The organism is Parahaliea aestuarii, from assembly GCF_008064635.1.
In the GTDB taxonomy this organism is placed as follows: domain Bacteria; phylum Pseudomonadota; class Gammaproteobacteria; order Pseudomonadales; family Halieaceae; genus Parahaliea; species Parahaliea aestuarii.
In genome coordinates this window covers 252375-264122 of record NZ_VRYZ01000003.1, presented here as the reverse complement: position 1 = coordinate 264122, position 11748 = coordinate 252375, and the positions used below count along the sequence as shown (strand labels likewise).

The 11748-nt window shown below is 64.1% G+C and carries 16 protein-coding genes; 5 read left to right on the top strand and 11 right to left on the bottom strand.

Going from position 1 to position 11748, the window contains the following annotated elements:
- Positions 1-7: 7 nt before the first annotated feature.
- Both rfbA and rfbC read left to right on the top strand, forming a co-directional pair.
- A complete protein-coding gene (rfbA, locus tag FVW59_RS08440; protein WP_148063812.1) occupies positions 8-913 on the top strand; it encodes a glucose-1-phosphate thymidylyltransferase RfbA in 906 nt (301 codons plus the stop codon).
- Positions 903-1451, top strand: a complete 549-nt coding sequence (rfbC, locus tag FVW59_RS08435; protein WP_148063811.1) for a dTDP-4-dehydrorhamnose 3,5-epimerase — start codon at positions 903-905, stop codon at positions 1449-1451. Before rfbA ends, rfbC begins: the two co-directional genes overlap by 11 nt.
- Positions 1452-1481: 30 nt before the next feature.
- Here the strand turns inward: rfbC and trmB are convergent, their stop codons facing one another.
- The 6 genes from trmB to ftsY all read right to left on the bottom strand — a co-directional run bounded on the left by trmB (position 1482) and on the right by ftsY (position 6491).
- Positions 1482-2189 carry a tRNA (guanosine(46)-N7)-methyltransferase TrmB gene (gene trmB / locus FVW59_RS08430; protein ID WP_342779694.1) on the bottom strand — a complete coding sequence of 236 codons (708 nt, stop codon included), beginning with the start codon at positions 2187-2189 and terminating at the stop codon, positions 1482-1484.
- Positions 2186-2563 carry a DUF423 domain-containing protein gene (locus FVW59_RS08425; protein ID WP_148063809.1) on the bottom strand — a complete coding sequence of 126 codons (378 nt, stop codon included), beginning with the start codon at positions 2561-2563 and terminating at the stop codon, positions 2186-2188. The genes trmB and FVW59_RS08425 overlap by 4 nt, the downstream gene beginning before the upstream one ends.
- A gap of 75 nt (positions 2564-2638) precedes the next feature.
- Positions 2639-3493, bottom strand: coding sequence for an RNA polymerase sigma factor RpoH (gene rpoH / locus FVW59_RS08420; RefSeq protein ID WP_148063808.1), 855 nt, complete (start codon positions 3491-3493; stop codon positions 2639-2641).
- Positions 3494-3624: 131 nt separating this feature from the next.
- Positions 3625-4593: a permease-like cell division protein FtsX gene (gene ftsX / locus FVW59_RS08415; protein ID WP_148063807.1), complete on the bottom strand. Its 969-nt coding sequence runs from the start codon at positions 4591-4593 to the stop codon at positions 3625-3627.
- Positions 4593-5255, bottom strand: a complete 663-nt coding sequence (ftsE, locus tag FVW59_RS08410) for a cell division ATP-binding protein FtsE (RefSeq protein ID WP_148063806.1) — start codon at positions 5253-5255, stop codon at positions 4593-4595. The genes ftsX and ftsE overlap by 1 nt, the downstream gene beginning before the upstream one ends.
- A 3-nt stretch (positions 5256-5258) precedes the next feature.
- Positions 5259-6491 (bottom strand): signal recognition particle-docking protein FtsY, encoded by a 1233-nt coding sequence (gene ftsY, locus FVW59_RS08405; protein ID WP_148063805.1) that lies wholly within the window; start codon positions 6489-6491, stop codon positions 5259-5261.
- 81 nt (positions 6492-6572) lie between these two features.
- On the opposite strand from ftsY, the gene rsmD reads away from it, so the two are divergent.
- Positions 6573-7163: a 16S rRNA (guanine(966)-N(2))-methyltransferase RsmD gene (rsmD, locus tag FVW59_RS08400; protein WP_148063804.1), complete on the top strand. Its 591-nt coding sequence runs from the start codon at positions 6573-6575 to the stop codon at positions 7161-7163.
- A 76-nt stretch (positions 7164-7239) separates the two neighbouring features.
- Positions 7240-7728, top strand: coding sequence for a pantetheine-phosphate adenylyltransferase (gene coaD, locus FVW59_RS08395; protein ID WP_148063803.1), 489 nt, complete (start codon positions 7240-7242; stop codon positions 7726-7728).
- Positions 7729-7748: 20 nt separating this feature from the next.
- Here coaD and FVW59_RS08390 read toward each other — a convergent pair whose 3' ends face one another.
- The 5 genes from FVW59_RS08390 to radC all read right to left on the bottom strand — a co-directional run bounded on the left by FVW59_RS08390 (position 7749) and on the right by radC (position 10371).
- Positions 7749-8111: a hypothetical protein gene (locus tag FVW59_RS08390; RefSeq protein WP_148063802.1), complete on the bottom strand. Its 363-nt coding sequence runs from the start codon at positions 8109-8111 to the stop codon at positions 7749-7751.
- A 52-nt stretch (positions 8112-8163) separates the two neighbouring features.
- Positions 8164-8979 (bottom strand): bifunctional DNA-formamidopyrimidine glycosylase/DNA-(apurinic or apyrimidinic site) lyase, encoded by an 816-nt coding sequence (gene mutM / locus FVW59_RS08385; protein WP_148063801.1) that lies wholly within the window; start codon positions 8977-8979, stop codon positions 8164-8166.
- A 97-nt stretch (positions 8980-9076) separates the two neighbouring features.
- Positions 9077-9232 carry a 50S ribosomal protein L33 gene (gene rpmG / locus FVW59_RS08380; protein ID WP_009576369.1) on the bottom strand — a complete coding sequence of 52 codons (156 nt, stop codon included), beginning with the start codon at positions 9230-9232 and terminating at the stop codon, positions 9077-9079.
- Between the two features lie 27 nt (positions 9233-9259).
- Positions 9260-9496, bottom strand: a complete 237-nt coding sequence (gene rpmB / locus FVW59_RS08375; protein ID WP_148063800.1) for a 50S ribosomal protein L28 — start codon at positions 9494-9496, stop codon at positions 9260-9262.
- 200 nt (positions 9497-9696) lie between these two features.
- Entirely contained in the window at positions 9697-10371 is a 675-nt protein-coding gene (gene radC / locus FVW59_RS08370; RefSeq protein ID WP_148063799.1) for a RadC family protein, read from the bottom strand.
- Between the two features lie 132 nt (positions 10372-10503).
- Between radC and coaBC the strand changes: the two genes are divergently transcribed.
- Complete coding sequence (gene coaBC, locus FVW59_RS08365; protein ID WP_148063798.1) at positions 10504-11706, top strand: bifunctional phosphopantothenoylcysteine decarboxylase/phosphopantothenate--cysteine ligase CoaBC; 1203 nt, start codon at positions 10504-10506, stop codon at positions 11704-11706.
- Positions 11707-11748 lie beyond the last annotated feature (42 nt).

The following is an 11748-nucleotide window of genomic DNA, read 5'->3' as shown; positions in this document are numbered from 1 at the left end:
TTCAGCCATGACCCAATCGCGCCACAAAGGCATTATCCTCGCCGGCGGCTCCGGCACCCGCCTCCACCCCCTGACCAGCACGGTCAGCAAGCAGCTGATGCCGGTCTACGACAAGCCGATGATCTACTACCCCCTGGCCACCCTGATGCTGGCGGGCATCCGCGATATCCTGGTAATTACCACGCCGCGTGACCAGCGCGCCTTTGCCGATCTGCTGGGCAATGGCGAGCAGTGGGGCATCAATATCTCCTACACGGTCCAGCCCAGCCCCGACGGCCTGGCCCAGGCCTTTATCCTCGGCGAGACATTTATCGGCACGTCGCCCTGCGCCCTGGTGCTGGGCGACAATATCTTCTATGGCGGCGGCTTCACCAAGAGCCTGCGCGCCGCCGCCCAGCGCGACAGTGGCGCCTCGGTATTCGCCTACTATGTCACCGACCCGGAACGCTACGGCGTGGTCAGCTTCGACCGGGACGGCACCGCCCTGGACATCGAGGAAAAGCCCGCCAAACCCAAGTCCCACTACGCGGTCACCGGACTCTACTTCTACGACAACGACGTGGTGGAGATCGCCAGGAACATCAAGCCCTCCCACCGCGGCGAACTGGAGATCACCGACGTCAACCGCGCCTACCTGCAGCGCGGCGACCTGCAGGTGGAAGTGATGAGCCGCGGCACCGCCTGGCTCGACACCGGCACCCACAACTCCCTGCTGGACGCCGCCAATTACATCCGCGTGGTGGAGGAGCGCCAGGGCCTGAAAATTGCCTGCCCCGAGGAAGTGGCCTACCGCATGGGCTATATCAGCGCGGAACAGTTGCTGGCGCTGGCCGCGCCGCTGGAGAAAAGCGGCTACGGCACCTACCTGAAACACCTGCTGCGGGAAGAGGGAGTGGTTTTCGATGAACGTTGAGCAAACCGCCCTGAAGGACGTCCTGCTGCTGCACCCCAGGGTGTTCGGCGATGAACGCGGCTTCTTCATGGAGAGCTGGAACGCCAACACCTTCCGCGAACTCGGTATCGACGCCGATTTTGTGCAGGACAACCACAGCCGATCGGCCCGCGGTATCCTCCGCGGCCTGCACTACCAGACGGCCCACACCCAGGGAAAACTGGTGCGGGTAGTGGCCGGTTCAGTGTTCGACGTGGCGGTGGACCTGCGCCGGTCATCCCCCACTTTCGGTCGCTGGTACGGGGTGGAGCTTTCCGCGGAAAACCACCGCATGTTGTGGGTACCGGCGGGCTTTGCCCACGGCTTCTACGTCACCTCCGAGGTGGCGGACTTCCAGTACAAGTGCACGGATTTCTACGATCCCGCCAGCGAGGTCTCCCTGGCCTGGAATGACCCCACCGTTGGCGTGGAGTGGCCGCTGCCGGCAGGCGCAACCCCGCAGCTGTCCGGCAAGGATGAAAAAGGACTGGCCTGGGGGGAGATTCCACTCTTCAACTAAACCGCGAAGCCGGTCGCGGCCGGGACTGTGTCAGACCCTGCGAAACAGCAGGTCCCACACGCCGTGACCGAGTCGCTCACCGCGCTGCTCGAATTTGGTGAGGGGCCGGTGCCCGGGACGCGGGGAAAACGCGCCTTCTCCGGCGATATTGACCAGGGACTCGCTGGCGGACAGCACTTCCATCATCTGCTCGGCGTAGTTTTCCCAGTCCGTCGCCAGGTGCAGTACCCCACCGGGTTTCAGACGCGATACCAGCAGGGCGACAAAGTCAGGCTGGATCAGGCGTCGCTTGTGATGGCGCTTCTTGTGCCAGGGATCGGGGAAAAAAATCTGTACGCTGTCGAGAGCGCTTTGCGGAATGCAATGCTGCAGCACTTCCACGGCGTCGTGGCAGTACACCCGGATATTGTCGATGCCCTGTTCCGAAATGGTATGCAGCAGTCGCCCCACCCCGGGCGTGTGCACCTCCACACCGATGAAATTGGTGCCAGGGGCGGCGGCCGCCATGGTGGCCAGGGAGTGGCCCATACCAAAACCGATTTCCAGTACACAGGGTCCTGAGGACCCAAAAACGCGCCCCAGGTCCAGCGCTTCGGGCGAGTAATCCAGCCCCCAGCGTGCCCAGCCGGCATCGAACGCGCGTTTCTGTGCTTCGGTCATGCGCCCCGTGCGCAACACGTAGCTGCGAATAGGCCGGTGGCGGCGCTCGCTGGAATCGCTGCCCGCGATATCGCTCACGACAGGCTCCTCCAACCAGCCACCGCCAGGCAGGCCCAGCCGGCGATAAAGGCCAGCCCGCCCAGCGGAGTGATGGCGCCCAGCCATTTGGTGCCGGTCAATGCCAGCACATAGAGACTGCCGGAAAACAGCACAAGGCCGATCAGGAACAGCCAGCCCGCGGGCCGCAGCAATGTGGTCTGGGGCTGGTGCAGGGCCAGCAGGCCCACCGCCACCAGCGCAAGGGCGTGATAGAAGTGATACTGCACCGCCGTTTCGAACACGCCCATGGCGTAGTCGTCGAGCCGACCACGCAGGGCGTGCGCACCAAAGGCACCAAAGACAACGCCGAGCATGGCAGCCAGCGCACCGAGAGGCAGGAAGAGTGTAGTCATGGGCAGGGATTCTAACGCAAACCGGGGCGCTTTAGCGCCCCGGTTCGGGTAGTAACAGGTATTGAAGCGGCAGGGTCAGGCGGCGATCGCCGTGCGCAGCTTTTTCATCGCATTCTGCTCCAGCTGGCGAATGCGCTCGGCGGACACGCCGTACTTGTCGGCCAGTTCGTGCAGGGTCGCTTTTTCCTCCGCCAGCCAGCGCTGGGCGAGGATGTCGCGACTGCGTTCATCCAGGTCCGACAAAGCGCTGTGCAGGGCAGCTTCGCTGTTCTCCTGATACTGGCTGGTTTCGACCTCAACCGCCGGATCGTAGCGCTGGTCTTCCAGATAGTACTGGGGCGACTGCCAGGCGTCGTCATCGTCGCTGTCGATGGGCGAATCGAAAGCCACATCGCGGCTGCTGAGACGCCCTTCCATACGCTGCACTTCAGTCACGTCCACGCCGAGGTCGGCGGCCACCGCTTCGGTTTCCTCGGCGGTCAGCCAGGACAGGCTCTTCTTGGCGCTGCGCAGGTTGAAGAACAGCTTGCGCTGGGCCTTGGTGGTGGCCACTTTCACGATGCGCCAGTTGCGCAGGATGAACTCGTGCATCTCGGCCTTGATCCAGTGCACCGCAAAGGACACCAGGCGCACGCCCTTTTCCGGATTGAAGCGTTTGACGGCCTTCATCAGGCCGACGTTGCCTTCCTGGATCAGGTCCGCCTCGGACAGACCGTAACCGTTGTAACTGCGGGCGATATGCACCACGAAACGCAGGTGCGACATTACCAGCTCGCGCGCGGCCTCGAGGTTGTCGTTGTAGTACAGATCCTCGGCCAATTCCCGTTCCCGCTCTGCGCTCAGCAGCGGGATCGCGCTCACGGCTTGTACGTAGGCCGCAAGGTTGGCGCCCGGCACCATCTGGTCGACGGGCTTCAGGGTATTGCTCATCTGAGGTTTCTCCATGTGAAGCGTGCCAAGTCTAGCACTCATGCTATTAGAGTGCTAATCGCGGCAAAGTTCCGGCGCGACATCGGATTTTTGTGAAGTATTTGTTAATTTTCAGTGACTTAGGGGGCATTTCAGCGGGGTTCGATGGCACCCAGGTGCCGTGAAACCGCCAACCAGGCGCCCGCCAGCCCGAGCAGACCACCGAGCAGGATCAGCTGCAGGCTGCCGATCAGACCAATGCCCTGTAGCTCGAAGCCGCTCTGGTAGAGGCTGGCCAGTCGGCTGACCGGCCCGTCCAGGAATAACAGCGCCACCAGCACCAGCAGGGCGGCAAACAGACCGCCGCCGACGCCGTACCACAGGCCGGTATAGAGGAAGGGACGGCGCACAAAGGCATTGCTGCCCCCTACCAGTTTGACGATAACAATCTCTTCCCGGCGGCTTTCGATGGCCAGACGGATAGTATTGCCGAGGATCAGCACCACCCCCAGCACCAGCACCCCGCCCAGCGCCAGCACCAGCCGCCGGCTCAGCTCCATGATGTTGTTCAGGCGTTGCACCCAGGCCATGTCCAGCACCGCCTGATCCACTTCCGGCAGCGCGGCGAACGCCTCCCGCAGTACCGCGGGGTCAACACCGGATGCCGGCTCCACCAGTACCAGGTGCGGCAGGGGATTATCGTCCAGGCTTGCCACTACATCGGCAAAGCCGGAGAGTTCGGCAAACTCCGCAAGCGCGGCATCCCGCGGCACCAGCTGGGCGCTACCCACATCACCGCGATCCGCCAGTGTCAGCCGCAGGTCCTGCGCCTGCTGTTCATCGATATCAGCTTTCAGGAACAGGGAGATCTGCGCCGGACTGTCCCAGCTGCCGCTCACCGCGCGGGCGTTGTCGAGCGCAATGCCAAGCGCCGCGGGAAGTGCCATGGCGATGCCGATCACCAGCCAGGTCAGAATGCTGGAGGCGGGGTTGTCGAGCACCCGTCGCAGGCTGTCCGCAGCCGACAGGCTGTGATGATCACGCCAGGCCCGGTAGCGATCACCGAGGCGGGCGCGGCTGGCGCTGGCGCCCTCGCGGCGCTGGCCCGGGTTGGCGGCCATCAGGCGGCACCTCCCACCAGCTGGCCGTCACGCAGGGTAATAATGCGGTGCTGCAGACGCGAGATCAGCGCCAGGTCGTGGCTGGCGATCAGCACCGTCACGCCCACCTGGTTGAAGGCCTCGAACAGCGCCATGATTTCCGCCGACAGGGCCGGGTCCAGGTTGCCGGTGGGTTCGTCGGCCAGCAGGATGCGCGGTCGCCCGACCACGGCGCGGGCGATACCGACGCGCTGCTGTTCACCTCCGGACAGGGTAATAGGCAGCGCCCTTTCCCGGGCCAGCAGGCCCACCTTGTCCAGGGCGGCGCGCACCCGGCGGCCGATCTCGCGCTGGTCGTAACCGGCGATCACCAGCGGCAGCGCGACATTGTCGAAGACGCTGCGATCAAACAGCAGCTGGTGATTCTGGAATACCACCCCGATGTTGCGGCGGTGAGCGGGAATGCCGCGGGAGCCGATCGTGGCGAGGTCGCGGCCGTCGATCCGCACCTTGCCCCGGGTGGGCCGGTCCATCAGCATGATCAGCCGCAGCAGGGTGGATTTGCCGGCACCTGAATGTCCGGTCAGAAAGACCAGATCGTCGCGGGCGATCTCGAGGCTGATTTCGCGCAGGGCGTCGTGGCCCTCCTCGTAGCGCTTGCTGACCCGCTCGAACTGGATCATGCGTCAGCTGTCCTCTTCGCGCTCAAACAGGGCGCGGATAAACGGTTCCGCCTCGAAGGGTCGCAGGTCTTCCACCGCCTCGCCGACACCGATAAAGCGGATCGGCAGGCCGAGTTTGCGGGCAATGGCGAAAATCACCCCGCCCTTGGCGGTGCCGTCGAGCTTGGTCAGGGTGATACCCGTGACACCGACCACCTGCTGGAACTGGCTGGCCTGGGACAGGGCGTTCTGGCCGGTACCGGCATCCAGGACCAGCATCACCTCGTGGGGCGCTCCGGCGTCCAGCTTGCCCATCACCCGCACCACCTTGCGCAACTCCTCCATCAGGTGGTCCTTGTTGTGCAGGCGGCCGGCGGTATCGGCAATCAGCACGTCCGTGCCCCGGGCCTGGGCGGCCTGCAGGGCATCGAACAGCACCGAGGCGCTGTCGGCGCCGGTGTGCTGGGCAATCACCGGCACATTGTTGCGCTCGCCCCAGACTTGCAACTGTTCCACGGCGGCGGCACGGAATGTGTCACCTGCAGCCAGCATCACCGATCGCCCCTCTGACTGGAAGCGCCGCGCCAGCTTGCCAATGGTGGTGGTCTTGCCGACCCCGTTCACGCCCACCATAAGAATGACGTAGGGTTTGTGGCCGGCGGGCACCAGGGGCACTTCGCAGGGCTCCAGCAGGGCCTGCAGCTCTTCCTTCAGCGCCTGCTCCAGGGCGGAGGGCTGGGTCAGTTCCTTGCGCGACACGCGCTGGGTGAGGCGGCCGATAATATCGACCGTGGCTTCCACACCGACATCGGCCATCAGCAGGCGCGACTCCAGTTCCTCCAGCAGTTCGTCGTCGATTTCCTTGCGACCGAGGAAAAGGGTGCCGAGCCCCTGAACGAGGTTGTCGCTGGTGCGACCGAGGCCTCGCCGCAGGCGGCGGAAAAAGCCGTCCTTCTCCGGCTTCTCCTTGCCAACCGGTTTGGTCTGCTCTGTCGCCGTGGCCGGAGGTTCGGCATCGGAGGGTGCGGTGGCGGATGCAGCGGGCACCGGTGACGCCACCGGCTCTGCGGCAGGCTCCGGCACTGCGGCGGCCCGATCGTCCTGGGCTTCCTGAGCTGCGGGCGCAGGTACAGCGCTCTGCACGACTTCGGTGGCCGCGGCCGCCTCCGTTGCAGGATCCGATTGCGGTGTTTCCGGCGCGGGGGCGGGTGGAGCCGCCGGCTTTTCCGCAGCTTTCTTGCGTCTGAAAAACTTCATAATCTGCTGTGCTGGTGTAGAGTGCGCAGACGGAACCTCCGCGCAAACGCGTATCCTACCACCTCTGCGAAAGAGCGAGAAATGTCGCCGCCCCCAAAGCCACGCCACACGGCAACATCCGGCACAGCCCAGCTGCGCATCATTGGCGGCCACTGGCGCGGCCGCAAGCTCAGCTTCCTGCCCGCCGACGGCCTGCGCCCTACCGCTGACCGGGTGCGCGAGACCCTGTTCAACTGGCTGGCGCCGGTGATTCGCGACGCGCGCTGCCTGGACCTGTTCAGCGGCAGCGGCGCGCTGGGCCTCGAAGCCCTGTCCCGCGGGGCGGCCCACTGCGCCTTTGTCGACACCAACGGCGCCAACCTGCGCCAGATCAGCAAGCACCTGGACACCCTGGACGCCGCAGATCGCGGCGCCTGCCACAACCGCACCGCGGAGGAATTCCTCAATGGCAACCGCGAGCCGTGGGACATTGTCTTCCTCGACCCGCCCTTTGAGCGCGGGCTGGCGGCGCCGGCACTGACCCTGCTGGCAGACGGGCACCTGGCGCCGGAGGCCATGGTGTACCTGGAATGCGGACGGCAGGAAATGCTGCCCGCCGTACCGGACAGCTGGGATCTACACCGGGACAAAACAGCGGGCAATGTCCGCTATCTCCTTTACCACACGCCCTGAACACTGGGCGGCCTCAATTGCAGCGGCGCTGGTGAGTGTTTACCATCCGCTTTCCTGCGCTAACCGGCACAAGAAAATGAAAGAACATTCCGTCGTTTACCCCGGCACCTTCGACCCGATCACCAACGGCCACGTCGATCTGGTCGAGCGCGCTTCGAGCCTCTTCAACCGGGTAGTGGTGTCCATTGCCCACAGTGAGAAGAAGAAGCCGCTGTTTACGCTGGAGGAGCGGGTGCAACTGGCCAGGGACTGCCTGTCACACCTGGATAACGTCGAGGTTGTCGGCTTTAACATCCTGCTGATCGACTTCGTGCTTGAGCAGAATGCCCGCTGTGTACTGCGCGGGCTGCGCGCTGTAGCGGATTTCGAATACGAGTTTCAGCTGGCCAACATGAATCGGGCCATGAACCCGGAGTTCGAGAGCATCTTCCTCACACCCTCGGAACATCTCAGCTACATCTCTTCCTCGCTGGTGCGGGAAATTGCTTCGCTGGGAGGGGATATCACACCCTTCGTGCCGCCCGTGGTTGCGGCGGCTCTACAGGAGCGTTTCAAGTCGGACTGACTGCGTGAGGGGCGCGAAGCCTACTCCCCGGAATCGTCGCCCTGCATTTCCCGATAGCGCTCAACGTCTTTGTTGGTGTAGCCGTTCTCGGTACAACCCAGGCAGCGCATGAAGGTGGTGCGAGCCGGCCCTACCATCAGGGTTTCGGCCGCCTCGCTGGCGTGACCGGCGAGCAGGGTGAAGGGCAGGCTGACCAGGAAAGCCGCCGTGCCACCCACTGTCGCCACCAGCCCCATGGGCCGGGCCACCAGCAAATCGCCGACCATGGCGCCGGCACTGGGACTCTCATCTACCGCTGCCTGCGCCCACAGCATCTGTGGCAACGCCAGACTACCCACCAAAACCGCCGTCGGCAGGCGACGGGTCACTGCTGTTATTTTCATTCTCCACTCCCGGGCGAAGCCCGCTCCCCTGAGGCGAACCAGTGTAGCCCGATCAGCGCTGACAGGTCACGCAGTAGACGCTACTGCGCTGGCCCAGGCGCTGCTCCCGCAACAGCCCGCCGCAGCCCTTGCAGGGCTGGCCCGCGCGGCCGTACACATAGAGCTGCTGGGCGAAATATCCGGGCTTGCCATCGCCGCCAACAAAATCCCTGAGGGTCGTGCCGCCCTGCTCTATCGCCGAAGTAAGCACTTGCTTAATGTTCTCTGCCAGGGTGTCGTAACGATGGGCAGAAATCCGTCCGGCAGCCCGGTCGGGGCGGATACCGGAGAGATAGAGGGCCTCGTTGGCGTAAATATTACCAACGCCCACCACCACCTGGCCGTCCATGATGAAGCTCTTCACCGGCCCCCTGCGACCACGGGAGCGCCGCATCAGAAGTGCGCCGGTAAAATCCTCCGACAGCGGTTCCGGGCCGAGCCGGGATAACAGGGGATGGGTCTCGCCCGGTTCCACCCAGAGGATGCAGCCGAAGCGGCGCGGGTCATTGAAGCGCAGAACACCGCCCCCCTCCAGCACGATATCCACGTGGTCGTGACGCCCGGGCTGCGGCGCCCCACCCGGCAACACCCGCAGCGAACCTGACATGCCGAGATGAACCAGCAGGCTGCCCCGGGCGCTATGAAACAGCAGGTACTTGGCGCGGCGCTCAATACCCTGGATGCGCTGACCAGCCAGGCGTTGGCCAATATCCGCCGGCACCGGCCAACGCAACCGCGCCTCTCTCACCACCACGGCGCGCACAATGCGGCCCTCGGTGTAAGGCGCTACACCGCGGCGGGTGGTTTCGACTTCGGGCAACTCAGGCACGCATTCTCCGGGGGAGGCTCAGATGCGGAAAACCCCGGCAAGCCGGGGTTTTCGGGGTCGTCATACCCGCCGTTGGCGGGATTAAAGAAGGCAGACCTTACTTAATCTTGCCTTCTTTATACATGACATGCTTGCGCACAACCGGGTCAAACTTTTTCATTTCCAGTTTGTCTGGAGTGGTGCGCTTGTTCTTGTCAGTGGTATAGAAGTGACCAGTACCAGCTGACGAAATCATACGAATCTTTTCTCTCATCGGAAATCTCCCTTGGCGTAAAGCCGATTAGACCTTTTCACCACGGGCGCGGATATCGCCGAGAACAGTCTCGATACCCTTTTTGTCGATGATGCGCATGCCCTTGCTGGAAACTCGCAGGGTGACAAAGCGCTTCTCGGACTCAACCCAGAAACGGTGCTGGTGCAGATTGGGCAAAAAACGACGACGTGTGCGGTTTTTTGCGTGTGATACGTTGTTACCGGTGACCGGACGCTTGCCGGTGACCTGACAGACTCTTGCCATGATTGCCTCTCCCACAAACCCGGGAATTATCAGAAACTGGTGTGGCTTTCCGGGTCAAAAATGAGACCCAGCCGCGCGAAGCGCGACTTTATACCAGAACACCCCGGCCCAGGCAAGGGAAATGCCGAAAGATTGACCAGCATCCTCCACGACACACCGACCCTTCCTTCTTCTATATATAGGCGCAACAAGCGCCTGCGCTAAAGCAGGCCCCGCTCAGCGAAAGAGTAACTCTGGCCCCGGCCGACAATGATGTGGTCGAGCACCCGGATATCCAGTAGCCCCAGCGCATCCTGCAGGCGCTCGGTGATACGCCGGTCGGCCGAGCTGGGTTCCGCCACACCGGAGGGATGATTATGCGCCAGGATCACCGCCGCCGCCCTGTACTGGAGAGCGCGAACGGCCACCTCCCGCGGATAGACCGCAGCGCCGTCCAGTGTACCGTAAAACAGGTCTTCGCAACGCAGCAGTCTGTGCTGGTTGTCGAGAAACAGGCAGGTAAACACCTCGCGCTCCCGCCCGCCCAGGTGATGACTCAGAAACAGACGGGTCTGCTGGGGGTTGCCCATCAGATCCCCCTCGGCCAACCCCTCCTGAACCTGGCGCCGCGCCAGCTCCTGGGCGGCCTGCAGCTGGGCAACCTTGCTTTCGCCCATGCCCGGGCAATCCAGCATTTGCTGACCGGGTGCCGCCAGCACTCCGCGAATACCGCCAAAGCGCCCCAGCAACTCGCGCGCCAGATCGAGGGCAGTGCTCCCCCGGTGTCCGGTGCGCAACAACACGGCCAGCAACTCGGCGTCGCTCACCGCCTGCGCGCCGCGCTGCAGTAATTTGTCGCGCGGCCCCTCACCCGCGCCCCAGTCACTGATTGCCATCGGGCCTCCCTGCCTCGCCGGCACTGCTGATTGCAGGGGGAATCGCCACTCCCGAGTCCGGCGGTGACAAGCCGCGAAGCGGGGTGGTATCTTGCCGATTCCCAGGCCCAGTGTCCCAGCTCGGAAGTGTGAATGGCACATCTTTTTAATCGCAATGTCGTTCTCGGTGTCAGTGGCGGTATCGCTGCCTACAAATCTGCCGAGCTCGTGCGACAGCTGAAAACACTCGGCGCCACCGTGCGCGTGGTCATGACCCGTGGCGCACAGGAATTCATCACACCGCTGACCCTGCAGGCACTGTCCGGCAATCCGGTGCACTCCGAGCTGCTGGACAGCGAAGCCGAACTCGGCATGGGCCATATCGAGCTGGCGCGCTGGGCCGACCTGCTGCTCATCGCTCCGGCCACCGCCGACCTGTTGGCGCGTCTGGCCGGCGGACGCGCCGACGACCTGCTCACCACCCTGGCCCTGGCCACGCCCGCCCCCATACTGCTGGCCCCGGCCATGAACCAGCAGATGTGGCGCGACCCGGCCACCCTGGCCAACGCCGATACCCTGCGCCAGCGCGGCGTGCATCTGGTAGGTCCCGCCGCCGGCGAACAGGCCTGTGGCGATGTCGGTCCGGGGCGCATGGAAGAGCCCAACCTGATTGCCGAGCACGCCGCCGCCCTGTTCGCCAATACTGCCCTGGCCGGCAAACGGGTGGTGATTACCGCCGGCCCGACTCGCGAAGCCCTTGATCCGGTGCGCTACCTGAGCAATCACAGCTCCGGCAAGATGGGCTACGCCCTCGCGCGGGCCGCCGTCGAAGCCGGCGCCAGGACGACCCTGGTGTCGGGCCCGGTTGGCCTCGCCACACCAGAGCATGTCGAGCGGGTGGACGTGATCAGCGCCCGCGACATGCTGGCAGCCTGCCAGGAACGCAGTGCCAGTTGCGATATTTTCATCGCCTGCGCCGCCGTGGCTGACTACCGGCCGGCGGAAATCCAGGATCAGAAAATAAAGAAAGGCGGTGAGCACAGCAGCCTCGCACTGGTGCGCAACCCCGATATTGTCGCCGCCGTCGCGGCCGGGTCGCCGCGGCCGTTCACGGTGGGCTTTGCAGCAGAAACCCGCGACGTGCTCAACTATGCCCGCGACAAACTTGCCCGCAAGAACCTCGACATGATCGTCGCCAACGATGTCGCTGCTGAAGGCCTCGGATTCGCCAGCGACGAGAACGAAGTTACGGTGATCTGGCGCGAGGGTGAACAGGCCCTGGCCAGGGCCGGCAAGCAGACCCTGGCCCGGCAGATCATCCAGCTGATTGCGACACACGCCGGCCAGCCGCAGTGAAACGGGGCGCCGGGCGCTGGGCCATTAGCAACTAGGGAAGGG

Excerpts from the sequence above, each read along its gene's own strand:
- ftsX (WP_148063807.1), bottom strand. The coding sequence starts at position 4,593 with ATGGCCGCCAACCCGGGCCAGCGCCGCGAGGGCGCCAGCGCCAGCCGC.
- ftsE (WP_148063806.1), bottom strand. The coding sequence starts at position 5,255 with ATGATCCAGTTCGAGCGGGTCAGCAAGCGCTACGAGGAGGGCCACGAC.
- rfbC (WP_148063811.1), top strand. The coding sequence starts at position 903 with ATGAACGTTGAGCAAACCGCCCTGAAGGACGTCCTGCTGCTGCACCCC.
- ftsY (WP_148063805.1), bottom strand. The coding sequence starts at position 6,491 with ATGAAGTTTTTCAGACGCAAGAAAGCTGCGGAAAAGCCGGCGGCTCCA.
- coaBC (WP_148063798.1), top strand. The coding sequence starts at position 10,504 with ATGGCACATCTTTTTAATCGCAATGTCGTTCTCGGTGTCAGTGGCGGT.
- rpmB (WP_148063800.1), bottom strand. The coding sequence starts at position 9,496 with ATGGCAAGAGTCTGTCAGGTCACCGGCAAGCGTCCGGTCACCGGTAAC.
- rpmG (WP_009576369.1), bottom strand. The coding sequence starts at position 9,232 with ATGAGAGAAAAGATTCGTATGATTTCGTCAGCTGGTACTGGTCACTTC.
- radC (WP_148063799.1), bottom strand. The coding sequence starts at position 10,371 with ATGGCAATCAGTGACTGGGGCGCGGGTGAGGGGCCGCGCGACAAATTA.
- coaD (WP_148063803.1), top strand. The coding sequence starts at position 7,240 with ATGAAAGAACATTCCGTCGTTTACCCCGGCACCTTCGACCCGATCACC.
- rpoH (WP_148063808.1), bottom strand. The coding sequence starts at position 3,493 with ATGAGCAATACCCTGAAGCCCGTCGACCAGATGGTGCCGGGCGCCAAC.
- rsmD (WP_148063804.1), top strand. The coding sequence starts at position 6,573 with ATGTCGCCGCCCCCAAAGCCACGCCACACGGCAACATCCGGCACAGCC.
- FVW59_RS08390 (WP_148063802.1), bottom strand. The coding sequence starts at position 8,111 with ATGAAAATAACAGCAGTGACCCGTCGCCTGCCGACGGCGGTTTTGGTG.
- rfbA (WP_148063812.1), top strand. The coding sequence starts at position 8 with ATGACCCAATCGCGCCACAAAGGCATTATCCTCGCCGGCGGCTCCGGC.
- FVW59_RS08425 (WP_148063809.1), bottom strand. The coding sequence starts at position 2,563 with ATGACTACACTCTTCCTGCCTCTCGGTGCGCTGGCTGCCATGCTCGGC.